The sequence below is a fragment of the Methanoregula formicica SMSP genome, from assembly GCF_000327485.1.
GTDB classification, from domain to species: Archaea; Halobacteriota; Methanomicrobia; order Methanomicrobiales; family Methanospirillaceae; genus Methanoregula; species Methanoregula formicica.
Genome location: NC_019943.1, coordinates 2,300,190 through 2,325,624 on the forward strand (window position 1 = coordinate 2,300,190; position 25,435 = coordinate 2,325,624).

At 48.7% G+C, this 25,435-nt stretch carries 28 protein-coding genes; 7 read left to right on the forward strand and 21 right to left on the reverse strand.

The genetic code is table 11. The features are described 5' to 3' along the window. Nucleotides 1-260: 260 nt before the first annotated feature. The 6 genes from METFOR_RS11420 to METFOR_RS11445 form a co-directional block, all read right to left on the reverse strand. Nucleotides 261-764: a hypothetical protein gene (locus METFOR_RS11420; protein WP_015286303.1), complete on the reverse strand. Its 504-nt coding sequence runs from the start codon at nucleotides 762-764 to the stop codon at nucleotides 261-263. A 799-nt stretch (nucleotides 765-1,563) separates the two neighbouring features. Then, nucleotides 1,564-1,917: a hypothetical protein gene (locus tag METFOR_RS11425; RefSeq protein ID WP_015286304.1), complete on the reverse strand. Its 354-nt coding sequence runs from the start codon at nucleotides 1,915-1,917 to the stop codon at nucleotides 1,564-1,566. Beyond that, complete coding sequence (locus tag METFOR_RS11430; RefSeq protein WP_048110958.1) at nucleotides 1,914-2,153, reverse strand: hypothetical protein; 240 nt, start codon at nucleotides 2,151-2,153, stop codon at nucleotides 1,914-1,916. The genes METFOR_RS11425 and METFOR_RS11430 overlap by 4 nt, the downstream gene beginning before the upstream one ends. Nucleotide 2,154: 1 nt before the next feature. Next, nucleotides 2,155-2,490 carry a hypothetical protein gene (locus tag METFOR_RS11435; protein ID WP_015286306.1) on the reverse strand — a complete coding sequence of 112 codons (336 nt, stop codon included), beginning with the start codon at nucleotides 2,488-2,490 and terminating at the stop codon, nucleotides 2,155-2,157. 293 nt (nucleotides 2,491-2,783) lie between these two features. After that, entirely contained in the window at nucleotides 2,784-3,833 is a 1,050-nt protein-coding gene (locus tag METFOR_RS11440) for a hypothetical protein (protein ID WP_015286307.1), read from the reverse strand. A 34-nt stretch (nucleotides 3,834-3,867) separates the two neighbouring features. Then, nucleotides 3,868-4,428, reverse strand: coding sequence for a hypothetical protein (locus METFOR_RS11445; RefSeq protein WP_015286308.1), 561 nt, complete (start codon nucleotides 4,426-4,428; stop codon nucleotides 3,868-3,870). Between the two features lie 269 nt (nucleotides 4,429-4,697). On the opposite strand from METFOR_RS11445, the gene METFOR_RS11450 reads away from it, so the two are divergent. The 3 genes from METFOR_RS11450 to METFOR_RS11460 all read left to right on the forward strand — a co-directional run bounded on the left by METFOR_RS11450 (nucleotide 4,698) and on the right by METFOR_RS11460 (nucleotide 6,745). After that, on the forward strand, nucleotides 4,698-5,084 hold the full coding sequence (locus METFOR_RS11450; RefSeq protein ID WP_048110960.1) for a hypothetical protein: 387 nt from the start codon (nucleotides 4,698-4,700) through the stop codon (nucleotides 5,082-5,084). Nucleotides 5,085-5,171: 87 nt separating this feature from the next. Beyond that, nucleotides 5,172-5,438 (forward strand): hypothetical protein, encoded by a 267-nt coding sequence (locus METFOR_RS11455; protein ID WP_048110961.1) that lies wholly within the window; start codon nucleotides 5,172-5,174, stop codon nucleotides 5,436-5,438. A 377-nt stretch (nucleotides 5,439-5,815) separates the two neighbouring features. Next, nucleotides 5,816-6,745 carry a DDE-type integrase/transposase/recombinase gene (locus tag METFOR_RS11460; RefSeq protein ID WP_148277609.1) on the forward strand — a complete coding sequence of 310 codons (930 nt, stop codon included), beginning with the start codon at nucleotides 5,816-5,818 and terminating at the stop codon, nucleotides 6,743-6,745. 534 nt (nucleotides 6,746-7,279) lie between these two features. Here METFOR_RS11460 and METFOR_RS11470 read toward each other — a convergent pair. The 12 genes from METFOR_RS11470 to METFOR_RS11525 form a co-directional block, all read right to left on the reverse strand. Then, nucleotides 7,280-7,957 (reverse strand): hypothetical protein, encoded by a 678-nt coding sequence (locus METFOR_RS11470; RefSeq protein WP_048110963.1) that lies wholly within the window; start codon nucleotides 7,955-7,957, stop codon nucleotides 7,280-7,282. Between the two features lie 310 nt (nucleotides 7,958-8,267). Then, nucleotides 8,268-9,260 (reverse strand): hypothetical protein, encoded by a 993-nt coding sequence (locus tag METFOR_RS11475; RefSeq protein WP_148277674.1) that lies wholly within the window; start codon nucleotides 9,258-9,260, stop codon nucleotides 8,268-8,270. A 479-nt stretch (nucleotides 9,261-9,739) separates the two neighbouring features. Then, entirely contained in the window at nucleotides 9,740-10,420 is a 681-nt protein-coding gene (locus METFOR_RS11480) for a LolA family protein (RefSeq protein ID WP_048110965.1), read from the reverse strand. Nucleotides 10,421-10,598: 178 nt separating this feature from the next. Then, a complete protein-coding gene (locus METFOR_RS11485) occupies nucleotides 10,599-11,045 on the reverse strand; it encodes a hypothetical protein (protein WP_148277675.1) in 447 nt (148 codons plus the stop codon). 499 nt (nucleotides 11,046-11,544) lie between these two features. Then, nucleotides 11,545-11,865, reverse strand: coding sequence for a protease inhibitor I42 family protein (locus tag METFOR_RS15425; protein WP_148277676.1), 321 nt, complete (start codon nucleotides 11,863-11,865; stop codon nucleotides 11,545-11,547). Nucleotides 11,866-12,256: 391 nt separating this feature from the next. Beyond that, nucleotides 12,257-13,279 carry a hypothetical protein gene (locus tag METFOR_RS11495; RefSeq protein ID WP_015286316.1) on the reverse strand — a complete coding sequence of 341 codons (1,023 nt, stop codon included), beginning with the start codon at nucleotides 13,277-13,279 and terminating at the stop codon, nucleotides 12,257-12,259. Nucleotides 13,280-13,287: 8 nt separating this feature from the next. Then, nucleotides 13,288-14,430, reverse strand: a complete 1,143-nt coding sequence (locus METFOR_RS11500) for a hypothetical protein (RefSeq protein ID WP_015286317.1) — start codon at nucleotides 14,428-14,430, stop codon at nucleotides 13,288-13,290. A gap of 301 nt (nucleotides 14,431-14,731) precedes the next feature. After that, on the reverse strand, nucleotides 14,732-15,382 hold the full coding sequence (locus METFOR_RS11505) for a hypothetical protein (protein ID WP_015286318.1): 651 nt from the start codon (nucleotides 15,380-15,382) through the stop codon (nucleotides 14,732-14,734). 130 nt (nucleotides 15,383-15,512) lie between these two features. Continuing rightward, entirely contained in the window at nucleotides 15,513-16,649 is a 1,137-nt protein-coding gene (locus tag METFOR_RS11510) for a hypothetical protein (protein ID WP_148277677.1), read from the reverse strand. A 510-nt stretch (nucleotides 16,650-17,159) separates the two neighbouring features. Further along, nucleotides 17,160-17,372: a hypothetical protein gene (locus METFOR_RS11515; RefSeq protein ID WP_015286320.1), complete on the reverse strand. Its 213-nt coding sequence runs from the start codon at nucleotides 17,370-17,372 to the stop codon at nucleotides 17,160-17,162. Between the two features lie 572 nt (nucleotides 17,373-17,944). Then, entirely contained in the window at nucleotides 17,945-18,490 is a 546-nt protein-coding gene (locus METFOR_RS11520) for a YIP1 family protein (RefSeq protein WP_015286321.1), read from the reverse strand. A gap of 27 nt (nucleotides 18,491-18,517) precedes the next feature. Next, the gene (locus METFOR_RS11525; RefSeq protein WP_015286322.1) at nucleotides 18,518-19,408 is read right to left on the reverse strand and encodes a hypothetical protein; all 891 of its coding nucleotides are present in this window, start codon (nucleotides 19,406-19,408) and stop codon (nucleotides 18,518-18,520) included. Between the two features lie 302 nt (nucleotides 19,409-19,710). Here METFOR_RS11525 and METFOR_RS11530 point away from each other — a divergent pair, with 302 nt between their 5' ends. Both METFOR_RS11530 and METFOR_RS11535 read left to right on the forward strand, forming a co-directional pair. Then, the gene (locus METFOR_RS11530; RefSeq protein ID WP_048110968.1) at nucleotides 19,711-20,160 is read left to right on the forward strand and encodes a hypothetical protein; all 450 of its coding nucleotides are present in this window, start codon (nucleotides 19,711-19,713) and stop codon (nucleotides 20,158-20,160) included. 45 nt (nucleotides 20,161-20,205) lie between these two features. Then, complete coding sequence (locus METFOR_RS11535) at nucleotides 20,206-21,033, forward strand: winged helix-turn-helix transcriptional regulator (protein ID WP_015286324.1); 828 nt, start codon at nucleotides 20,206-20,208, stop codon at nucleotides 21,031-21,033. A 100-nt stretch (nucleotides 21,034-21,133) separates the two neighbouring features. On the opposite strand, the gene METFOR_RS11540 is transcribed toward METFOR_RS11535, so the two are convergent. After that, nucleotides 21,134-21,343, reverse strand: a complete 210-nt coding sequence (locus METFOR_RS11540) for a hypothetical protein (protein ID WP_015286325.1) — start codon at nucleotides 21,341-21,343, stop codon at nucleotides 21,134-21,136. 505 nt (nucleotides 21,344-21,848) lie between these two features. Between METFOR_RS11540 and METFOR_RS11550 the strand changes: the two genes are divergently transcribed. Both METFOR_RS11550 and METFOR_RS11555 read left to right on the forward strand, forming a co-directional pair. Then, the gene (locus METFOR_RS11550) at nucleotides 21,849-22,853 is read left to right on the forward strand and encodes a hypothetical protein (RefSeq protein ID WP_015286326.1); all 1,005 of its coding nucleotides are present in this window, start codon (nucleotides 21,849-21,851) and stop codon (nucleotides 22,851-22,853) included. Continuing rightward, nucleotides 22,840-23,592 (forward strand): hypothetical protein, encoded by a 753-nt coding sequence (locus METFOR_RS11555; RefSeq protein ID WP_015286327.1) that lies wholly within the window; start codon nucleotides 22,840-22,842, stop codon nucleotides 23,590-23,592. Before METFOR_RS11550 ends, METFOR_RS11555 begins: the two co-directional genes overlap by 14 nt. Nucleotides 23,593-23,740: 148 nt before the next feature. On the opposite strand, the gene METFOR_RS11560 is transcribed toward METFOR_RS11555, so the two are convergent. Further along, the gene (locus tag METFOR_RS11560; RefSeq protein ID WP_015286328.1) at nucleotides 23,741-24,229 is read right to left on the reverse strand and encodes a PIN domain-containing protein; all 489 of its coding nucleotides are present in this window, start codon (nucleotides 24,227-24,229) and stop codon (nucleotides 23,741-23,743) included. After that, entirely contained in the window at nucleotides 24,222-25,283 is a 1,062-nt protein-coding gene (locus METFOR_RS11565) for a helix-turn-helix domain-containing protein (RefSeq protein WP_015286329.1), read from the reverse strand. Before METFOR_RS11565 ends, METFOR_RS11560 begins: the two co-directional genes overlap by 8 nt. Nucleotides 25,284-25,435 lie beyond the last annotated feature (152 nt).

Sequence of the window (25,435 nt, forward strand, 5' to 3'; positions counted from 1 at the left end):
ACCCTCAACACCCCCCAAGGGGACGGGGGCGTTTGTGATTCCTCCGCATTTCCTTAACGCAATACACTTACGAATTTACTCAGGTAATGCCGAGGCATCGCAACCGGGGGTGCCCACGCGGCGGGGCGGAGCCCCGAGAGCGTCAGAGATCTTCAGCTCTGATGACTCCCGGGCATTCGAAGATTGGTTGCTGTTGTCCTTGTTACTAAGAGGATTCTTGAAACCTCTCCGACTCTCCGCCATCAGATTCTGAAGAATGTTCAGGCTAACGCCGGGACGGTGTCCGCCCAGGTCTCGACACGGGTCCGGATTGCATCATCCGAGTACGAGGTGATGCTGACCGATTCGCGGCCGAACGTAACCATGTAAATCTCTCCGCTGGCATCGTGGCACTTCAGGGTAGCCGAGTAGGTCTCTTTGTTCGTGTCCCGGACCGGTGTTCCCCCATGAGCGGTTGCGAGGGTAGTGTTGTCGAGGAGTGCGGTTGCGCCGGCATTGAACCCGGCAACCGTGTTGAATTTTGCCGAGTCGCTTCCTACGGACTTGGCATCGTTGTCCTGGTACACGACCTTTGCCACGTAATTCTCTTTGGTCTTCTCCACCGGCGCGTGGTTGACACCAGCGCTCTCGTAGGCTGTGCAGGCAAACGGGTTGTCGGTGACGACCGACAAGACGATCGTGTTGAACGCTGTCACATTCTCGATCGGGGCCGCGAGCTTGCGGACCGCCGACTTTACTACGGTTTTCTGTACGAAATCTGCCATTTTATGTTTCCTCCTTTCGTTGTTTTTTTCAGCAGGGGCAAGCCCCCGGCTCGTCCCCTTCAATTTCCCGGGAGATCTGCGCAAACCTCCCGGACCGGAAGAATGTTCTCCCGGGTCGAAGGGCAGTTTGCACTGCCCTTCTCATCCTCCAGGTTTTGTGAAACCTGTCGGAGGTCTCGGGTTCCTTTGACATACAGTTATACGTCGTATAATCACATGGGCTTTGATTATGGAGAGGTTTTTTTTAGAAACAGAGGGAAAATTCGGCGATTCTTACGAAACGGAAGATAATTTTCAGGAATTTTCAAGGAACAAAAATGTTCCTTTCATCATGTGAAGAGCCGGTTGAAGGACGGAATACCGCCAGACGGGGACTCAGGGAATACACATTCCCCGGGTTCCGGTATCCGGAACAGGATCCTGGCCGGTCCAGGCAGATCCATTCCCGTTTTAGGGGATACTATCACCCTCATACCTCCTCGTTTGCCCGTCCAAAGAGACATAAAGAGACACGTATCCGGGTTCAGAATGCCCGGGAATATACCAATCCGGGCCTTAATTTCCGGATTCCGGAAAAAAGAGACATGCGATTTTGCGAATGAGACACGTAAAACCTCCCACAACGACCAAACGGAGCCCTTACAGGGGAGATTTGGGAAGACCCCCGGAATTCCCCTCCGGAGAGGGATCTTCAGAAGTGAGATCCCCCTTCGGGATGTTTGAGAGGAAGATCGCCGGGGGATGTTTTTTCAGACCCCCTGTGAACATGACTCTCGCAGTGCGGGATGAGATCTCTGGATTACCCTGTCGGCCTCCCGTGCCGGTCAAGCTCTATGAGACACTTGTTTTCCAGCCGGAAGAACCGCATCGATCCAAACGGGCACCAGAGCCATAGTTCCCGGAGGATCTCCGAAACCAGGTCTGCTGAGCGGAGCAGCGCGAGTGTTTCCCTCTGCTGGATCTCGACTGCGGTAAGCGGTACACGGAGCTGCCGTGTCCGCTTTACCCGGACAACGATGATCCCGCCAGGGCCGATGATTATGAAATCCCCGGGTGCCAGAGCATCCTGCCGGAAGAAGATCACCTGTCCCCGCACCTGTGCAAGCGGGAGAGCAGCTTCAAGCGCTTTTTTCGATGGCAGTCCCCGGCTCATTCGGGATCCCTCATGCCCTTCGATCGCTGGGCGGGATACTTCGCATGCGGGATTGCCGGCCGCAGTTCACGCTTTATGCTCCGCGTCCGGATGCTCATGGTGTATACATGCATGAAGGTCTTCTTGATCGTTACCCGTTCCAGTTCTTCGCCAAGTATCCGGATCGCGTTCTGGATCACGTGCGGGATGATAAAGAGAGGAACATCGGGCGTAACGATCGCAGCCCTGCGGGGCATGTTATTTCCTTTGCTCACCTTCAAGCCGGCATATCCTCTGCTCCAGCCGGTTGAGCTTACGGTTGATGTACGATGCATCCCGCTGCAGGTTATCGCTGAACCAGGCAAGCAGTTCTCCGAGATTCTTCTCGGCAAGAACCGATGCTGCCAGGATGTCGGCAGTGTCGGTCCGGCACCCGGATCTTTCGCGTGCAGCAGGCATCCCCCGGTCCGCGATGAAATGATTTTTTGAATAGTCGTTTCTTTTCCTGCCGGAAATACCGGCTTCGTTTCCTGAGTATGCTGATTCTATGCTAACACTTCCCTTCTTATCAGCCCGGGCATGGATAATTCCCATAACAATATACGATAATTATCCCATGCCGGAAGGCGGACCGGGCAAAAGCAGGGTTCGTCGCCTGCTTAAAGCCCGCTATTTCCTTCGGGACAGCCCCCGGCTGTCCACACTGTGCATTGGCCATGTCGGAATAAACGATTTCTGTCCACGGCCTCTACACGTCCGGGCGCCAGGAAATGCGTACAGCTGGTGTGGACAAAAAAGGTAAGTGCCGGATCGTAAAACCGCCCCTGCGATACGTTAACGGTTTTCAACACGGATTCTCGCTTGGGAAAAATGAGTGTACCGTAACCTCACTGCACATTAAGACCGACCCGTATACTTGGTTCAGACCAGGGCCACTGGTGATGTTGCGCAACATTCCGTGCATCGTCATCAATGGAATGATACGGCAGGGGTATCCAGAGCACCATGAGTTCATGAATGCCCGCATCCTTTGGGATGACAACATTTGCAGGAATCGATAATTTCTCTCCGGCATTGAGAGTGAAGAAAGCCGTACGGTCATTCGTATTTTTCGCAAGGGGGACCTGGTAAAAATCAAGCAGGGGGACAACAGCGACAGAGACCGGGTAATTGTTATCCGCTCCGATATTGATGGAATAATCAAACAAACTGTCAGGTATGACGTTGGCCGACAGCAATGCTTTAGTGTCACAGGGTTTTGTCGTGACAAGTAACCCGTCATTGAGAACGTAATCGGAACCGCAGGATATCGCTGGGCCGTCATACTCCTTCAGGGAGGGTGCAAAAAACGATTGCGCATTTCCCACGATGATATTCACCCGGCGGCTTCCGAGAAGTGCCTGGTCTGTGCTGAACCTGAATGAATCGTTGAGGGAATGCATATCAGGCTTCATGACAAGGAAAATTTCAAAATCATGGCTTCCCTCCGTCATGGGAGGAATACTGAAGGGATAGGCTGACTCCTCAAACGGGGCCATATGAATCGTGTGGTGAATTCCCCTGCCCGAATTATTGAATTCAAAGGGGATCTGCTGGTAATCGAGAAGGCCGAAAACAAGAAAATCATTTTCCTGTGCCATCTGGTTGCTTACCCACAGGTACCCCTCGAACGGCTTTCCCGCACCAATCCTTCGCAGGGCAGTCTGGCTGGTCTCATCCTGTTTCGTTGGGCCAGTAAGGATTGTGACGCCAAAACTTTCCGATACCTTGTTTTTGTCATAGGTCGTCGAATAGACCGTGCTGTTGCCCGAGGTGTTTGCTGACATCGACCAGAGTGGCGAGCCTTCGATATGGGGGAGACCCGAGATCCCTAGTGCAATAAGTGTGAAGGAGAATCCAAAAAGAGCTAAAAAGAAAAAAAGGTTCGTTGAATTCATTGTTTTACTCATATATTTACACCATAAAAAAAGGTCAGGTTAGGGTATCGGTGGTAACCGGATACCAGGAAGTATACCCTGAAAGTTCGAACGTGTGATCAGACTGGGCAGTCCATGTGCCACCGGTATATACAGCCGAATACTGGTAATTCACAACGGCATCGGCAGAATTATACCGGGTATCCGTCTGGTCATTGTAGAGTGCACCGTCCCTCCAGACACGTTCCCGAAGGGCTATCTTGTTGATGTCATATGCTGAACCCGAACTGGTTCTTGACCGGGAATATGCATCGCAGTATACGGGGCTTGCTGACCACCAGTTTCTCCAGAGATCCGTATATGCGCTCCACTGAGGGGCATCTGCAGTAGCTGCAAACGCTGATTTCACAGGCTGAGCTGCGATCCTCGTCTTCAGCATCCCACCAACGCCAATGTCTTTGTCCGGGTTAGCACCGGTGAATTTTGCTCCCTCTTGCGGGGGAAGATATTGCGTGGTTACTCCGGCTTCGCTGCTTTCGGCGCTCGTTATCGGTACGATCGCCATCCCTGCCAGCAGAAGAGCCAGCAGGACAAAAAAGGTCTTGTGCAGGTTCATAGGTTTCCTCCATTTTTCACTTCTCCCATGGAGGCACAATCCAAATCTTCATCATCTTATGAAGAACACTGTCTCATGCCTACGGGCGGGACCGGGTTCCACCGCAATTCGAACTGGGGTGAACCCGTCCTTCACTTTTCGGGACAGCCCCCGGCTGTCCACACTGTGCAATAGACTATCCCCTCATAAACGATTTCTGTCCAAAGTATCTACATGTCCTGGCGCCGGGGAATACGTGTAGCTGGTGTGGACAGAACAGGTACAAGGTTATGACGGCAGTGGATATCAGAGGGGCAAGACGAGAATTACAATCCGGGACCGCTGATATCCGGAAAAAAGGGGGGGGGACAGGTCACGACCAGAACACCCTCCCGGCACATACCAGGAAAACTAAATCGGGCGAAATCAAATTTTTGTACTGTTTTATCTCGAAAAATTTCATACATCAATCACTTTTTTCCTGTCAGTCATTACAGCTCATAAAGGGTCAGGAAAATTTGGAAACGATCATTGTTTGTCACTTTCACATCAGCTCAATGAGAAAAAATCAGCCCTTGAACAGCAAATCGATCATGGTAAAGAAAATATTCCGGATGAAAATGCAATACATCACGATTCCCACAAGGAGGATTCCCATGGATAGAGCTCTCCTCTGAGTATAAAGAGACACTCCTACTGAAATGACACTCAGGAGAACGCTGTACAATAAGATAGATATCAGATAGCCGGGAGTTGTTACCAGAATGAAAGGTACTGGTGAGAGGATTATATCGGCAATTACTCTGAAAAAACCCGTGGCAAGGACAATAACGATGATTCCTGTAACCGGGGGAATGTTCCGAAAACTACAGGCAATGATAATCAGGGGAAGAATGTTCGTGCAGGATATTACAAGAAAGTATACAAAAACAAATGGGATCTTCCATGAATTGAGAAGGGTTCCTAAAAGAGGTGAGATAACAAAACAGCAGAATAATGCAAAACCCGAAATAAGCAATAACCTGGACTGATCATAGGGGAAAATTTTTTTCAAGTCAGTCATTTTTTTCACTTTCTCCTAAAAAAAAGATTTGGTTAAATATAATAAACATGTCCGTCTCCGTTAAAGTATCCACTCATGGCATTGCTGAAGTTCGTGGAATATGCGGTCATTGCACCGGACAAGGTTGAATAGAGCTCACTTTCTCCAGAGTCAAAACCATTGCTCAGGATAATGTGATCATTTCCATTCCAGTACTCATAATGGCACTCTCCCCGCTGGTATGAATTGGTATCGATCACCTCTTTAGAGATTCATCGATATTAACTGTAGCGTGCCAGAGTTTCTGTCCTAAAATAGTGACATAATTTATGTCCGCTTTCAAGAGCACCGTGCAGGTGCTTGCGGGTGAAAGCGACAATGGAGATCAGGACAAAGGCAGTAGTATTTTACGAAGAGAAGATACACAGTGCCAAAGAGATTGGAGAGACGTACAACATCTCCGAAAGAACCGTGAGACGATGGGCACAAAACCATCGCAACGATCCCGAGAACGGGTTGAAACCGAAGAAGACCGGACCGCGGAGACGGACCCGTTGGGCAATTCCGAAATCGTTGGAACAACGGATCATCCGGCTCAAGGGAAAGTATCCGGCTTGGGGAGCCCGACGGATCAAACACCAGTTCGAACTCTCGTGTTCCTGGAGAACGGTTCACCGGATCCTCAAGAAACATGGTCTCCTCATCCGGATCAAAGCTAAACCCCAACCGTCCGGGAAACGGTTCCAGCGTCGTCATGTCGACAGTATGTGGCAGGGGGATACCTTCCAGTTCCGGATCCGTGGCGTTGGTAAAGTCTACGTCACCGGATTCACTGATGATTGTTCTCGCTATCGTGTGAAAAGCAAAGTATACCTGCACAAGGATGCTGCCTCAGCGGTTAATGCCCTTCAATGGGCACTTCGGGCCGGCAGGATTCCCTGGGAGATCTATCTCGATAACGGGAAACAATTCGTCTCAAAACTGTTCAAAGCGGAAGCCCAAAAACATAACATCAAACTGATCTTCGGCAGACCTTATCACCCCCGTGGCCGTGGGAAGATCGAACGGTACCACAAGACTCTCTACCGGGAACTCATCGCTTTAAAGCAATTCCGTTCGCTGGGCCATTTCAGGAAAGAACTCTGGAGGTTTGACCAGCTCTACAACAACTGGCGTAAACAGGAGATCCTGAACTGGATGACGCCTTCTTCCGTTTACAACAACAAAACCAATTTCAATAAAAACAGAAAATGTCTATCCAGCGGACATAAACTCTGTCAACAAAACGGACAGTAATTATGGCACTCTACAATTAACAACAGATCTGGTATCCAGATCCACATACATATTTACAATCCCTGATTGCGTTTCAATCATAACATTCGGTGTACGAAAAGTCACATATTTTCCATCACGGAGAACGGGTGATGCCGCATCGAGATTGACCTTTTTGATTGTCCACCGTTCCGTTAAAGAAGCCATGACCGCAGAGTCATTGAGAGCAATACCAATTGCACGTTCTGTTTCATTTACCGGGAGATTCCCCGCAGGAGATCCTTGCATCTGGATGCATTCACTGAGTACCGCAAAGAATACAAGCAGGGCAATCCGCGATTTACTCCTGCAAATTGAATCCAGGGGCCAGTGATTGTAATCACTCAAGTTTGCCCGGAATCTGGCAATAATACGAGACCGGCCACTATCTGCCAGTCGTGGATCATCCCTTACACCCACCATTGTTCTCTTCAATTCCGGATAATCTCTAAAATCCTCATCGGAAACGTGGATTATTGTGATGTCTCGCTTATACCGGTCAGGAATACTAATGTTCTATTCATTGATTATAACCTCGGCATCCATGAGTTTTTGGTCCTGGGGCTGGAGAACATCGGATCGATCCGGCGTCAGATGAGGGGTCACGGACACCAGATAGCCCGACGTTTCCGAAGGTGACAGTGAGGTAAGGAGGATCTCGCCATTCCCGGAAGATGTCCCGGCACCATTGCTGATGGTGTCATTTATGGGGATGAAAAAAATCTTCCGATCCCCGTATCGCGGATCATTTTGTTCCGGCCATGCATTCATGACATATCCACCTCTGTCCCAGGAGCCCATGTCCATGGTTACCGACCAGACTGCAGATCCGTTTTGTTGATAACAGGTTGTTTTTCCGGCGGAACCCATGATTTCACTCGCGGTTTTTTTCCGCATAGATATATTGGCAGGCCAAATCTCGTACAAGATTGCTGAACCGGTCGTAAGATTTGCCTGGCCTGAAAGACGGATAATCCTGCCGTCAGGTTGTTGGGACACGGATACAATTGACACTTTTTGCAGTATCCCGGTCTTGTTTTGTGATTGTGAGGAATCTGAATTCTTTCCGGATGGTAGTGTGATGAGAGAATCTGCTGAGTATGACTGTAGTGCGATAATGGTGATAATAACTACGAATATCAGGATTGCTGAAAAAAAAGAAACGGTTTTTTTGGGAATTTCTTTCACTTCCATCTCTTTATGGTGTGGTACCCTGAATACTCGAACTGGTTACAAGTTGCCCATTACTGTTGAAAGATCCGGAAGTGTATACATAAAGCATTTGCCCGGGGTGGTTCTCGATCACTCGCGGGGTACTACCGAAAGCATAGGATGGAGCGTGCCAGCTGGAATCGCCAGCTACCTTGATCCACTCATCGGTAATCGGGTTTGTCTGGATATTGAACGTGCTTGCTGAATTGACTGTCGTGAACTCAGCGGAAACTCGCAAATCGCGGATGTAACTGCTGGGATTCACACTGTCAGTGTACGTGTAGTGGGCGAGTCATGACTGGGACGAAGTATCCTGGATCCAGATGTCATAAGTCGTTGAGCTTCCCGAAGGACTGAGCTGGACATAATAGTTGTAACTGTGAGGGAGTGATGATGTCGAAACAGGGATGTATCCAAGATAAATGGGATCGCCGTTGATATCTCCATTATAGATAACCGGGTAGAGATTCAGGTTGCTCGTTGATCCTGAGGGATATGTCGGCGTGTATGCGCCAACTACCAGTTCAATAACATCAATACCATCATTATCGGAATCATACCGGTTCATGTGGAACTCACGTTCTTCGCAAAAGATGGTCCCGGAACCTGTCCGCGAAAATACTGACGGGTTGATCTTACCGGTAACATATCGTGGCGAGTACGACGACGAATCCGCGGAAAAGACCTGCCATCGCTGGTACCTTGTATAGGGGGCACGTGTACCGGCTCCGACGCTGACGATGGTGGGTTGAGTATTTGTATAATTCCCCTGATAGCTTCTTTCAATCTTTTCCCGGTTTTCATTACTGGTTCTTTTGAATACAGAAATACTCGGGTATGTGGCTGCAAATTCTCTTGGGACGAGTACGATGCCGTCAGTGCTGTCCCGCAGGAGGTTTTCATACATTTTTCGTGGCAGCTGAATCACGACAACTTGTTCCGTACCAGAAATATTTCCCAGAATACAATACTCGGAGTTCTGAATTGCGGAATCGCGTTTCTGGTTCACAATATCTGTCGGTATCCTGATGAACGAATTGTCTTTTGTTGCGGATTGAGATGAGAACTCCTTTTGAGAGTATATGATCGTTAACAGATCTTTTTCCTCAACGGGTTTTGTTGGAGCGACTTTACTCCAGTCCACAGCGTTTGCAGGATGTTCAGTGGCGCTCACGATCGGTGCGATCACCATCGCTGCCAGCAGCAGTGCCAGCAGGACGGCAATTGTTTTTCGTAGGTTCATTCTTTTTCCTCCATTTTTCCATACGCTCTGCTCGAAAGGCACGGGAAAATCTTCATAAGATCGGAAGATGAAATCCTCATGCCTGCGGGCGGGACCGGGTTCTACACAGATTCGTCGCTTGGTGAACCCGTCCTTTCTTTTGGTTTTCTCCTGGGACAGCCCCCGGCTGTCCACACTGTGCAATAGACCATATCCCCATAAACGATTTCTGTCCACGGTCTCTACACGTCCGGATGGTTGGCGGGAACGTGTAGCTGGTTTGGACAAAAAAGATACGTGAACAGGTCGTAAAATCGCCCTTGTGATACTTTAACGGAATTCAACACGGATTCTCGTTCGGGAAAAATGCCTGAGAGAAAAACACTACCCCCCCCACACAGGTGCCATTTATTGCTCCCTGCCCTCTCTCGGCAAAGATCGGTATCAGTTATAGGATTACCATGGCGGCTGATATCCATGGGGTTGACAAATAATTGTGGGGATTTTATGGATTTGGGTCTTCTGAAGATATCAGTCACAGATCAAGGGTGCGGTGTACTGGTGGGGAGTGGACAATTCTTACAAGGTGTTGCCGCCTTGGTGTATCCCGCAGCTTTGTCCAGCTCCTCCGCGTAGAGCCCTTGTGCCGGTTGGTTCTTGACCGCAATCCCGGCAGGGGGAGTGAACATGAATGTCTCATCGGGAAATCCCTGGTTGATCGTGATGTTTGAGAACCGGATAATCCCGGTATTCGTTGCATTTGCCGGGATCATTTCAGCCCGGAGAACCATGCCGGTTTTTTCATCGACCCACAACCGGACGGTATTGTAATCATATCTCAGGTGATAGGGATTTTCCCGGGGAGGCGTTGTCTCCAGAATCCATGCGCTTGTGCCATCCATCGTATCATTTCCTGCCATGGTTACCGGACCTGCACCCAGCATCCATGTGAACATCTGTTGGTAGTCCACATCTGCGATAAAACCCCGGACAGAGGGATCGCTAAACGCCCGCAGGTTGTCAGATTCATTACAATATGACCAGAGCACACACCCATTCGAGAGCGAGTAGCAATTTGTGGCTTCTTTTATCCTGTACATGGAGGGCCGTTTGATGAGGATCTCCCTTTTTATCGTGGGTCCGCCATTCTGCAGTTGTTCTTCAATCGTAACGGAATAATCGGAAATCCCCTCCTGAAGATGAATTGCTTTTTGCGAATACATCTCTCCGGGAGTTCGGGGTTCTTCAGGCTGTAAGTACGCGATATAAATGATAAGACACCCGGCAAATACGATGAATACAAGCGCGAGAGAGAGAGCGATTTTGTGTTGTTTTATATCGGAGAAATTCATGCATCAATCACACACGAACGAATTTTTCAGATAGTAATTATCAGATCCACTAAACACGCTGAGGTGTTGTTGCTATAGGGGGAACCGGTGGAGATCTGTTGTAACCCGACAGGTTTCCTGTCCTGTTCACAGAGAACGAAGAATTGGATAATCCGTTATCCATGGCCCCGTCGTCTGTCGGAGTAGAAAGAGTCGTGATCCCGACGAGGGTGCGTCTTAACGTGCCGTACTCCCTGCCGCTCACTTGATAGAATTGATCGTGATATTCGATGAGTGTGCCACGGTTGCATTCAAAGATTGTTTTCCCCCGGCAGATCTTTTTTACTAAAGCATTATACCTGCTCATGTTGCCCTCGAACGAGTTCACGTACCTCCAGCCACTGTGCCAGACACCCGGGTCATTGTTCACGCCATGCAGGTAGCTCTCAAGTTCCGGGTACATCTGGAGATCTTCGTACGTCACCCGGGTGCTGTTGATGTACTTGACTATCCGCACATCCGCTTCCTGGATGTCAAAACTTGCATCAGTTTTCAGCAGTGCCAGAGGGGCCAGGTTCCCCGGTTTCGTACTATTTTCCAGTTGTGACTGAAAAACTGATCCGGGAATCAGGGAATATAGAATGATGCCGGCAACAATGAACAGGCCGATTAGAATTAAAATTGTGAAATTTTCTTTCAGTAATTTCATGTAACCTCACTTAACAAGATTGATATCTGATTGATCTTTTTCATCTGATGAATATTATTGTTAATCCAGAATATCTTTTCAAATGGTATCCCTTCTTTGTAAAAAAAATTTAGGGATAGTAAGCATAGGATACTGTTATCAGTCTCCCATTGCTATCCCATGAGGGAACAACGCTGACATATGGCTGTGCAGCGGCCGGGACCAAGACTGGTTCCTGCCACGCAATAATGGGATAGTTACAGCCATCATCTGCCATTCCCTGTCGATGCCCGTAGATTTTTCTGAATATTGTCGTGTTCTGCCGGGTCTACTTCACGATCACGGTAAGATTGAACCCGAGATCCCCTTTTCCTTCGTGACTGAGGATAAACTTTCCATCAATGATCGATGTCCCGGGGCTGACCGCCCGGTACCTGACCCGGTAATGGCCGGTGTTGTTCCAGAAATCGCCACCATCGGAAAAGGTGCCGGCATTCACCAGTTCAAGCCCACACCCGGAGACTGGGATAACCCAGTGGAAGCCAAGCCCCGGGATCCACCGGAGGTTGATCTCAACAATATCCCCCTTCCCAAGAATAATCGTCTTGCCGGAATCGTTCTCGCCAAGGGAATACCGGATGCCGGGCACCGTGTCCCGGATCGCGACGGAAATATCAGCCGGAACAGGGACTCGGGAATCGGTAAACAGGGGATTGCATTGGGATGCGGGACTCTCCCCAGGCCCGGGGCCTGTTTGTGTCTGGTTCCATGATTCAATGTTTGTTTTATTTTCACGGATACTTCTGGAACTATTACCTGTCGCAGCCAGATCTCCCGGGACACTGGCATCATGGAATGAGCTGAATGTTCCGACCGGAATAAGATAAAGGTTTGAAACGGATCCGTCATGTATTCCGGGCAGGATAACAATGGAGATAATAACGACGATGACAATGACTGTCACTCCCAGCAGCCAGTACATTTTTTTCACGGTTCACTCTTCCTCACAAATCAGTATCGGGATACCTTCCTGCTGTATATTATGGAGTTGGTGTGGCAAGGGGGAGGGGACAGTCTGGGCACGGGGTTGCCTCTGCTGAATACCCTGCTGCCTTCTCCAGGCCTTCCTTGTACAATCCACCATGGAACTGACGGGGACTGTCAGCTTCAACACGGATATGCAGTTGTGCCAATGATTTACTATGGACCGTAATCGTGAACAGATACGTTCCGGATGGCAGACTGTCGCTGGCATTGACCTTCAGTGTAGAGCTGTATTGCCGGAATGATCGTGTTGAAAACGCTGGAGGATCGAGACTTACCTGAAGCAGACCCTTTTGTAAAACATCAGCCGAGCGTGCATCCTCCGCAAGGATCCCGAGACGGAGGGAGTCCAGGCCCTGGCCCTGCGTGTTAACGATAAGGGATGTCTTATTTCCGGATCCCGGATGGACAACGAGATCTGCCTGTTCAACCGATGCCTGCAAACGGGGACGGAGGAGTGTACGATAATCGTTATTTTCCTGGATACAAAGCCAGTCTCCGGCATCGGTATGGACCGGGGAATTGGTTGCCGGTTTCAGATAAAAGAAGGCGGTCCGGCTTGCGGGAAGTGATGACGCGGAAGTACCAGTTGCATTCCGGGTCAACCCTATACGAACTGTTGAAGTTCCATTCCTGCAGGGGGGTATGATCTGGGATGGTGGTTCGACAGATACATTCACCCAGTCGGGCAGGACAACAGGATCTTTTTCACCCCAGTTACTGACCGGAATGAGGGTATAGACGACTTCTGCCGGCGTTGCCAGCGTATTGGAAAACGTATACTGTGTTGTTGTTTGTGTCTCGCCCGGAAGGAATTCGATATACGTGTCCTCAAGACCGCTTGCCTCTTCAGGAAAACACTGTTCAAAACCGGGACTGCTCTCTGCGGTTACGGCAGGATGTGGCGTAAGATTGTGGGATTTTTCATCAGTCCCATGGTTGCCATACGCATAATCAGAAACACATCCTGAACAGAGGGCCAGGCAAAAAAGAATGATAAAGAATGAATTTCTTTTCATGAATGCCCTCAGTTGGCTGTATTCAGGACGACCCTCCCAGGGCTTGACGACAGATCAACAGACAGACCCAGCGGAGTGATGGCACTTGACGAATCGTAGTAATCGTCGTAGCTTATTGCTACATTATTATTATATTGATCCTTATAAGCCATGTTATAGAATGTTGTGTCTCCCGGAATATCATTGGCCGAATTGATCAGCCATCCTTCGAATACGGTCTGGACATTGACGCTTGAATCAGGTACGTATCCGGTACCGCTGTAAATACTGGTGACCTGTGCTGTTGTCGTATCCTCCGTCCTTACATACCACTTGCTTTGTCCGGCATTATATTCCAGAGTACCGCGGATAACATGGTTCGGGCTCGCGCTTATTGCCGGACTTATCATGTCGTCCCTCCCAGTTCGCAATGCAAATGAGACAATAGACCATTGACCCGTATAGGGTGCCCTGTTCCATGCCAGGACCGGCTGAACAATGCCATTACCATCCGTTGTTGAAATTGCATTAAATAAATAATCCACAACACCTGATCCCGGGGATGGCGGTTGAGAAGGAATTCTCCAGTAAGCATCAAAGTACCGGATATTTCCCGGAACATATGCTTCAGAGTATTCAAACCAGTAATGGTTCCAGGTTGCCAGAGGGGCGAATGGCGCTTTCGTTCCGGCATTAACATTTTCATCAACGATTGTCAGAATTACATTCCCGTCTTTCGTTGCATACATCCTGTCACCAATAATATCAACAGTTGAACCAGATGGAAGTTCGTGAACCCATGTCGCGGGTTTTACCCCATTCGGATCCTTGATTTGTGCAGATTTTTTATCTTCTGCAACGAGAATTTGTTTCCCTGTTGAATCAAATACCCTTGTTATTCCATCCTGAGAATGATAGATAATGGATCCTTTGGGAATTGATTGGACATGCTTTCCTTCTACCGGGCTTAATTCGGCTGAAACAAAGGTATATTCCTGCGAATTATCGAACTTCAGATCTGGCAACTGATATTCAGCCAGATTTGCTCTTACACTTTCCATTTCACTGGAAAATGCATTATTCTGTTCAGTTTCCGCACATACGTACGGTACCATCGCCATCGCTGCCAGCAACAGTGCCAGCAGGATGACGTTAACTTTGCGTAGTCGCATTTTTCTTCATCTCCGTTCGTTTTTTACTATGCTCGGGGGCACGAAGCCAACCTTCATAAGATCGGAAGATGAAATCCTCATGCCTGCGGGCGGGACCGGGTTCAACACAGGTTCGTCGCTTGGTGAACCCGTCCTTTCTTTTGGTTTTCTCCTGGGACGGCCCCCGGCTGTCCACACTGTGCAATAGACCATACCCCCATAAACGATTTCTGTCCAAAGTCTCTACACGTCCGGACATTTAGTGAGAACGTGTAGCTGGTGCGGGTGCCCTACCATGAGGGGATCATTATCGCGACCGGGTTTATTCTTGCTTTCGTAAAAGCAGGGAAATGCCGATGAGCAATGCGGTAACGGGAATCGTTACCGGAATTGGTGCCGGTGTTGTTCGCGGAGACATCGGAGGATTATCCGTGTGATCGGAGCTGACAGGGACGGAAACTGCCACGGGGGATGCATTTTTTTCAACAAGGGTGAATGGATACATGACCATACCGGATGGTCCGATGGACAAGGTGTACTCTCCTGAAAGGGCAGCAGATTGTATTGTTGTACCATTCTTCAGGATTTTCCTGAACTGGGTTGTATTGACAAAAAACGACCACTTGTTTTCCCCGCTCAATCCATCAGTAACAAGCGTTGATCCGGAATAGGTGGGCGGAAGAAGATCCGGACTGCCCGGGAGATACTGGGATTGATATGCCCAAAAATCTATCTCATAACCTGAAGGAAAACTGGTCTTTCCCGAGACGATAAAAGAATCTCCGGTGGAATGCGTGCCAACCGGGAGAGTGTCAACGGTGATCCAGTACGGTGTCTGAACCGGCGACCCCCGGATATCTGATGGCCCGGAGGATTCGGGTGTAGTGTTTCCCGTCACCGCCGCTTCTGCGGGAGCTATGATGAGAAGAAGTGCGAGGAGGATGAATATCCCGGGTTTTTTCCATGGTGTCATGCAATAAGGCCCTCGATACGGTTATTTAATTATTCCTTCCTGTCCTGCCATATCTGAATACTATTTTTCACATAAAAAGGATGGAAGGTTATCCTTTCGGATCACCTTATCCTTCTCCGGCTCTGGACTCCTACGGAGTGTCCAAGGTAACCTGTGTCGGATTCGGGGTGAACCAGACGTTGAACAGTCCGCTCCATCCCGATGCAGATATTGATCCGGAATTCAGAGTTACCGACGGGATATTAACATTATTGAATGTAATATCCCCGCACATATGATACGGATTTGAATTCAGTCCCTGGGCCTGTTCCAGTGTGTTTACGATTTCCAGGTTGGTGTTTGAGGGAATTGCGTTCGAGAAGTAATAGGTGGATGTTCCCGCAGTGAGATCACTTGTTGTGACCTGCCATCCCGTTACACCGCCAACCGTTGTGTACTGAAGTGTCCCTTCAATCTGGTCTCCCTGGGTCACACTTAACATCGGGCTGTAATAATAATTGCTCGGGCTTGTGTATCTCCAGGATGAGATCTTCCAAACCGGGTTGTTCAGCCCATAATTCCACTGTAACACGGGTTGCATAATGGTGGCAGAATTTTCAAGACCATTGAAAATGGCCAGCGCAAAACCCGGAGTCCCTCCACTGGTTGACGGAGGGGTCGGAGTGTACCATCGGGAACGTAAATAGCTGATCTGACTGACTGTTGCATCAGCCCATGCAAGCCACCTACTTCCAGAAATTGTTGATGCCCGAACGACTGAAGATTCTATCTTTGAAGAATCATCAATGACAGTCAGTATAAGGTCTCCGTCTTCAGTAAGGATATATGTCTTGCTTTCATCAAGGGGCGAATCAAGAATACGTGCCCCTTGAGGGACCGCGTGAACATGAGTCGCTGGCTGGAGTCCGTTTGGCGTTGATACTTTTTCCGCAGATTCATCTGATGCAATGAGAATTTGTTTACCATTCGAATCGAAGATCCTTGTTATCCCGTCATCTGAATGGTAAATAATTGAGCCCTCGGGAATTGTATAGACATCTTTCATCGGTTGGGTACTCAATGGTCCGGTAATAACAGTATTCTTCTGAGAATCATCAAATTGAAAAGACGGTGTCTCAATTTTGTTCAAATCTATTTTCTCTTCGGCGCTCACTACCGGTGTGATCGCCATCCCCGCCAGCAACAATGCCAGCAGGACCAGCCATGTTTTAGGTATGTTCATTTTTTTCATCTCCTCGCATTTTCCATGCGCTTCGCTCGCCGGCACGGGAAAACCTTCATAGGATCGGAAGATAACAATCTCATGCCTGCGGGCGGGACCGGGTTCAACACAGGTTCGTCGCTTGGTGAACCCGTCCTTTCTTTTGGTTTTCTCCTGGGACAGCCCCCGGCTGTCCACACTGTGCAATAGACCATATCCCCATAAACGATTTCTGTCCACGGTCTCTACACGTCCGGACACAGGTGAATTCGTGTAGCTGGTGTGGACTATTGACAGAAAACGTAACGCACCTTGTACTCATTACCAATCCGGTGGATACACGGGTTTACAAACCGACTATCAATTACCGGAAAAGATCTGCACATATCAGAGCAGGATCATGAGCTCACAGGCTCTCACGCCATCCGATCACGGGGATTTTGGTTGAAGGAAACCATCCCGGAAGTTCCGTCCCGGTTTTTCTGCGGTGTTTTCAATCCTGATCCTCATTAGTCCTGCAACAAATTTTTTTATCGAATGGTAATTGAAAAAAGATACTCTGGGAAAATTTTGTTTCTATTGTTTTCTCTCAAGAGCCTCCACCCGGTTCTCGATCTTTTTGAGGTCCGATTTGTTTGATTCGCGCCACTCCTTAAAATCCGAATAGAGAAACGCACAGAGAATGAGCGCAATAATAATCAGCGTGAGGAGGTACTGGGCAAGGAAAAATCCGATGATGCTGACGATACAACCCAGGACGAATAACAGTATCATTTCATTTCGTTTCATGTTTACCTCTCATTTTTATTTGAGTGTTTTCAGATTTAACTCTTTATAAAAAATAAAAGAATTATCCTGTACAACCATTTCCGTAGAGAGAGACCCACTGGTTGGTTGAGCCCGCGTCACTTCCGTTCAGCCAGGCGTCAACACCTACCCAGATATCCATCTGGAACCTGAGATAGAGCGTGCCGAACTTGTAATTGTTATACAGATGCCCGGATGTAGTGCCAACACCGGATATCTGGTATGTGTAGAAACAGGGAGAGTACCCGGGGAAGAGGGGGTATTGACGCTCAGGCGCCAGAGTGGGCTAAGGGCCCGGATTACTTTCCTGACAATTTTTTTGAAATGAATGAAACAGGAATCCTTGTACTGTGTTGAGATAGAATTGAATCATTACGATTATCATTCCGGCAAAATACCACATACAAAACACAGAGCGATTATTTGACAGAGTGCAATCCAAGTACCGGCAATTGAAAGTGGTTTATAAACAACGGTATCCTCAATAACCTCTCAAAAATAATAGCGTCTCTGGTTCTCATCGAGGAATTCTACCGATCCTGATTTTTGGCATTTCACAATAAATTCACGTTGCCGAAATAGAGCAAGATGAGAATACAGCCCGTAGTGAAAATTGCAACAAAAGCTGCCCGGTCGACGGTAACTCCATGAAATATTCGAATCCCATAGAATGTGATAATCGTATATGCACCGACGAGAACCAATGCAGAACAGGGAATATGAAACACCGATGGAATCCAGAGGAACAACACCGGTAAGAAGGATGCATAGATGACCGATTTCATGGTTTTTTCAAAGTCCGGTTTATCGGAGATAAATAACACAAAAAAGTGCTCTGCGAGACTGATGGCGAGGAGGAAAATTATTCCATTATATATGAACAAGAAGACCGTCATCAGTGTCAGGACTATCATACTCCCTGGATTCAGAACATCCACCGGGGAGGTATGCACCTTTTGGATAAGATATGAGACGTGATACAATAGTGAACCGACGAGAAGGATGGCGGTAAATAAATAAAAATCTGCCCTTATTGATTGTTTCGTTATTTTTTCCAAATAGCCGGAAAAATTTGAAACGAACCATGCTTTTGTTTTCATGAGACTCACGTAAACACTAAAAAAATTTTAGGGGGTTCCAAAACAACCAAAACCGGATGAAACCCACTCCGATACTTGAGAGCCACCCCCGGGGACTCCCGTTACACTGCAGCTGATCCACGCATCTACCGAATGCTTTGGTGGATTGAACAGCAGGAGTGCCCAGATAACATGGGAATCAATATATCCCCGGAGAGAGGTTGTTCGGGGTGAATGGGTAAACTCACAGCGATCTATCCCGAAATCCTGAATTGAATTTGTGATATCTTCAATGTCGAGGATCTGGCTTCCATCGTACGTAAAAGTTCCCTCCGTAAAAAGATCTGCCCGTTTGTTCGGATCAAAAGCTGATACCCAGCTGTCTGTCCTCCGGATTTGCGTTTCATAGATCGTTTTCATATCAAATTCGGACGATGATATCTTGCGAAGCTCGTAACGGGTGGTTGGAGTGATTTTATCAATTGCATTGACTGCATTATCCGACGAAACTACGTTAATATCCTTTTTTTCAATTGAGCCGAGAACCGTCACTTTCACAGACTTCGTTACGATCGTTCCGTCTTTTTCCAGCAGAACATAATGGTTTCCATCAGGTCCTTTGTACAGAACGATGTTTTCCGCATTCCCTTTCAGATAACCGATAACTCTCTTGACATCATTTTGTTTTCCGGATTTACTGATAATCCCGTCAACAACTTGTTTCGAGGATTCATACGTCTGCCATGTTGGTCCGTCCGAGGGCATGGGTTTTTCAACACCCAACTCAGCGAATAAATCAAATTCTGGAGTCTGGTAAGATTGCGATGATCTATTGGATTCGCATCCAGCGGATCCGTCACACGCGCTCACCATTGGTATCACCGCCATTCCCGCCAGCAGCAGTGCCAGCAGGACGACAACTGTTTTGTGTATGTTCATTCTTTTCCTCCTTTTTTCCATACGCTTTGCTCGGAGGCACGAACAAAACCTTCTTGCGTTTAGAATCCAATCTGTTTCATGCCTGCGGGCGGGACCGGGTTCCACCGCAATTCGAACTGGGGTGAACCCGTCCTTCACTTTTCGGGACAGCCCCCGGCTGTCCACACTGTGCAATAGACTATCCCCTCATAAACGATTTCTGTCCAAAGTCTCTACACGTCCGGACATTTAGTGAGAACGTGTAGATGGTTTGGACAGAACAGGTAAATAATCCCGGGCTTAATGCAAATCCGGTGAATACCATGTCGGTATACCGGAACGCATTATTAATCCTCATCGGTGCCGCGCTCTTGCTTGCACCGGTAGTATCTGCACAGCAGGTCGATTTGGACCAGACAATCATCGTTGTACCCGGCGATAGCAGCAAATCCATGGGCTTTGCTCCCCGCGCTTATGACACGATAACCCAGGGTGAGACGGATTACTTCACAAAATCTGTATCATCGGGAACATCCCAGCTTACTCTCGATCTCAACTGGGGGACTCCATCAAATTCACTGACTCTCTGGGTCAATACCCCGGTTGGATTGTACGGCCCCTATTACGATTCATCGGATGGGATATCCTCCAACGGCAGGATCGCGCTCGTGATGTCAGGATCCGGGGGGTCACTGCCAGCAGGAACATGGGAGTTCAGGGTTTATGGCGACAGCGTCAGCGGGGTTGAAGACTACACATTTGTTGCATATTAGATAACTGATAAAATTATTCATGTGACGATACAATAATCTTAATAAATGGAAAATCATACCCACCGGTCACGGGTTATTCTCATCGTCACCCTTTTTTTTCTCATGCCGGTTGCAGCATCTGCGCTTCCCGGCCATGAGATTATTGTCAGACCCGGGTATGGTTTTTTGCAGGTTAATCCCCCGGATGATGTTGTCAAGATCTCGTTCTGGGAACTTTCGCCAGGGTCCATGATACTATTTTCCCTTCTGGTCATTTCGCCCATCCTCGTGTATCCCGCCGAGCTGCTCTTCACTATCAGGATCTATTACCTGCTTGGCATACGAAGGCTGACAAAGAAGCACCTGCTCGATCATAAAAGCCGCAAGATAATTTATGGGCTTATCCGGAAAAACCCGGGGATCCAGCTCCCTCTTCTCATGGAAGCTTCCCGCCTGAACCGGGGCACGGCCCGGTATCACCTGGCCCGGCTTGAGATCGCCGGGAAAATTACCTATGTCGTAGTATCCGGCAAAATAATGTATTATGAAAACAACGAGCACTTTTCAAAACTGGAGATAAAGGTTATCGGGCACATGAAAAGCGATTGCCGATCGAAAATTCTTTTCAGCCTCCTGGGATCAACGGCCCGTTCGCGCCTTGAGATCTCGGATGCGCTGGGTGTTACCGGCCCCACCGTATCGTGGCATATGTACCGCCTTATCCACGATGAGATCACTTCCCGGCAGAAGGAGGGCAGGTTCATGCGCTATACATTGAAACCGGAAGCCGTTCCGATTGTCCGGAAATACCTGCCGCCCGACCATACCATCCACCCGGGAATAGGAGAGGGGTGCCCGGGGAGACTGTGGGGGGTTGACGTGCACCGGGGGTGACGCTGCCCGGCGGGATTAAGCCCAGGGTTTTTCTGGAACAATTCAAAAAACGCGATATCATTAACGATTATTCCTTCACTGAGGGATAATCCAAAAAAATTTATTCACGGGTCTTTTTCTTCCCGTGAGCAAGAACTGCGGCCAGATATTTATCAGGATCGTTTTGCAGCCACTGTTTTCGTTCTTTGGTATAATCACCGCTTCCCGAATCATAGATCTGAAGGAACCTGACCGCATCGACGGGTCCGAGCTCTTTCACGAGTGCATCGATACCCTGTTTGTGGATTTCATTCAGTGTCTTTGCTTCCATGTTCGTTCACCTCCATAAGCCATTCAACGGGATTCTTTACTTCAACAGTTATCTGATTACGGTATCTCTTAAGTCTGCCTTTACCGGCTGGTCCTTTATTTTTTCCAGGCAACCTGAAAAATGTGATGCGAATAATGTTGCTATTTTCATGAGACACACCAAAACCAAAAAAAATTAGGGGGTTCCAAAGCATCCAAAGCCGGATGAACCCCATTCAGATATTGCCTGACAATTCACCCGGAGAGGTTCCAATGCGGGGGATATAACGGTTCTGACCAAGTCATCTACCGGATCCCTGACTGGCAGACTACCACATCAGAGAGGTCACGTGCCGGATACCGGAATCCGCTCACCGGGATTCTCCGGATGCAACCCGTGTTGATCGGGAATTCCAATTATCACTGATACCTTTATCTTCCTATCATCAAAATGCGATAATTGGAGAAATTCCAATTATCACTGATATCTTTATTAAGGTATCGCATTATAGAGATATAGTAATATCATGATAACCGGTGAAGGGAATTTGATCCTTGAGCACATAAAACGTGAGCTGGATATCAGTGACAATGCTTCCGTTTCATGGGGAGTGCCGGTCATGGAGGGGCAACCCTTCATGGCCGATCTGGTTATCGAAGATTATACAAAAAAATACATCATCGAGATCAAGTCACGGTTGACCATCGATACTATCGGGCGGCAGCTGGTCTTAAAAAAACTCATGCAGAGTTCCGGATCCAGGAACCGGTACGCGGAATTCGTTATAGCAAGCAAACTCATCTCGCCCGAAACGGAGAAGATCGCACATTCCTGCGATATCCGGATCATCCCGTTACCGTACCGGTCAGATATACCGGACAGCGGGAAAGTCGATGTGCGCCGCATCGAAAAGATCAGTTCCGCAAAATCATGGAAGATCGTGATTGCGCTCCTCACCGAGAAAGAGAGTTCAATCCGGCACATCGCCATGAAAGCGAACGTTTCGTACGGCTGGACCCACGCAACCGTAAAAAGCCTGCTGGCGAAAGGGATCGTTGCTGAAGTCAGGAATTATGTCACGCTCCAGGATATCCCCAAACTGCTGAACGGGATTGCATGGGAGCGTCCCTTCGAGAAATTGTTTTATAACGAAGTGACCCTCCCGGAGAATGATGCATTGTCTGCGGCCCGGACCATAACACGGATGTGCGACCGCCAGAATATCGATTGCGGATTTACGAGTTTTACTGCCGGGGCCATGTATACCAAATACGCGTTCCGTCATGATGCGATATACGTGTATATCCGCAAGGACAATCTCGACCCATTCGTCAGGTCCTTTGATTCAGCGGATGCTCATGGCATAAAAGTCCGGGTGTACAAACCGGACCGCGATGTGTTCTCCGATGCGCAGCTTGCCGAAGAGATCCGGCTGGTATCTCCGGCCCAGGCACTTCTCGATCTGGCGGGACTCGGGTACAGTGGCCGCGACCTGACCCTGAAGCTTGTGGAGGATTATGCCCGATTATGAAGTCCCGCATTCCGTGATCGAGGCATCGCTGGCAGAGCTGGCAGCACTATCCCGCTGGATTGGCGACCGGGAAAAACAGGAGGATCCGGTCGCGGTCCTGATCGGGGGATGGGCAGTGTACTGCTATAATCCGTGGTACGGTTCCATCGATATCGATCTGGTGACCAATGCCGGAGTGAGACAACATCTCATGCGACATATGGTTTCTGCCCGCGGTTTCATCCGGCGGCGCAACCCCCCATTCAGGAACAGTGTAGTGAAGATCGTTTTGCCAAACGGCGAGATCATCATCGATTTCATCCCCAGAAATGAGAGGAACTGTTTCGAGGGCTCGGATGCAACCTGCCCCATGAGCCTCCTGAACGGAAGAACAGTATCACGAGAGATTTCGCCGGGATTTTTTGTCACTATTCCAAAACGATCACTCCTCCTGCTCATGAAGCTGAAAGCAGCATGGGATCGTGCATACCGGATCCAGGAACATACTTCCGAAAATGAAGATTGGGAAAAGGGGAAGCTCAGGAAAGACCGGGCGGATATCCTGTCGCTGATTGATCCAAGGGCCGGCGGAACAGACCTCGATCTGATGTTTCTTGGGGAAATGATGCACCGTTATCCTTTCCTTCCAGAAACCCTCGCAATGATCCCCGATGACCGGGATGCCGTTCAGATGTATGGCCGGATGGACCGGGATGCCGCACGAATCGCGATAGCGGATGTGCTCCGGCTGATCGGGTAACATCACTTGATGGAAAGGGGATGGACCGGTGGCAAACGGGGGGGATACGGGGAGTTGTGCCGGGGAAGAGGGGGTATCGACGCCCGGGCGCCTGAGTCAGGCTGACCCCCGGAATGCAGAAAATTTTCCCTGTCGTTGACAGGGAACATCATTCCAGTTTCTGTCGTTGTTTCCATCCGGCAAGGAGAGCTTTGCATTCATCGGATGGTGGATTTCGCCGGTTTTTTCGTATGAGGTCGTACGCTGTAATTGCTTTGGAAAAAGAAATCAGGGATTGGTTTGCGAGATAATCGATCAGCCAGCAGGTCCCATGACAATCCACGCTGTTATCAGCCGCCGCACGGCGCAAGGCATCATCTCCCGTGATCAACACCGTATTCCTGGCTTTGGCGAGAACCAGTACCGAGATGTCTTCATAGGACGGACCTTCGTATTTTGCCATCATCGCTTGTATTTCGCTGACCCCCGCCGAATTGAGTTTTTCAACAAGTAATCCCATGGAAGACAATGCATGGAACGGGGGATCCCGCAATTCATGAATGATGAAGTTGGTTATGAGAAATTTACAGGGTAAACGGAAGGTAATCTGGAGCAGCTTTCCATAGTGCAGGTCAAAAATGGTATTTGTGTCAACCACATAGCATTGCGGATTGCTCAAAATCAGATTCACCTTCGAACGAACAGAACGTGCTGATATTCTGGTTTAAGAGTTCGGCAGCCTTTGAAGTGGAAATGAGTCCTTCTGCATGGGATTTGAATACGAGTGTCGACATGAATACTGGCACTTCACCGCTGACGGTATCCCCGGGCTCTTCCTTCTTCCAGCCCTGCCGGGAAAATATTTTCTGGACTTCGACATACAATGCCGGGGAAATTATCCCGAGATCCTTTGCACGGTAGACCCATGCAGCCATCGACAGGCCGTATTTTTCTTTCAACAGCATAAGTTCCTTAAGAGAGAGCTTATGCCGCTTTTCGCCCAATTCAAAAATCACTTTTTCTGAGGGGACTAAAAAGGCGCCGGCAAACCGGTGCATTGCCTTCTCCTCATCGAGCCCGCCTTCAACGTCAAGCAGGCAGTGCCCGAGTTCATGGGCAAGGGAAAAACGCTGGCGTGCCCGGGGCAAATCCTTTTTTAAGACGATGATAGGATTATCATCGCATTCGGTGAACAGGGCATCGAATTTCGTGATACCGCTGATGATCCCGATTTTGATTCCCTTGTCCTCCAGCAGGGTTGTCAGGTTCTCGATCGGATCGCTCCCCAAATCCCATACTTTCCGGAGATCCTTTGCAGCTTTCTCTGCTTCATCGAACGATGCGATTTTTCTCCTGAATCCTTTGGGCATCACAAAGGTGCGATGACTGCCGGATAATCTCTCGATCTGGAGATACCGGGCAAGCCACTCCTTTGTCTTGGCAGTGATCTGCTTCTCTTCCCGTTTTTTCAGTTTTTTGGAGCGGAAGGCCACCGGGTTTAACCGGATCTGATCATTTTGCGGCCGGATCAGGGAGGATATGGGAATCTGCAGGATATCGCTCAACCGTATCAGGCATTCTGAATCCGGGATAAGAATATTTTTTTCATATTTGTTCACTGTTGTGTGAGAGACCCCGATCCTGTCGGCGAGATCCCGTAAGGAAATTCCCAGAACGTCACGTCTCAGCTTTATGCTCTCTCCCAGGCTCATTTCGCACACCACAATCGTTAGTTTACAAATCGAGTAACTACAATACAATTTGTAACCCAAGTGTTATAATGATATCATTTGTTGTTTCTCCCTGATTGCACGGGGATTTGTGCAGGCAGCACTTGCATAATTGAAGGATCAGGCCCCGGCAG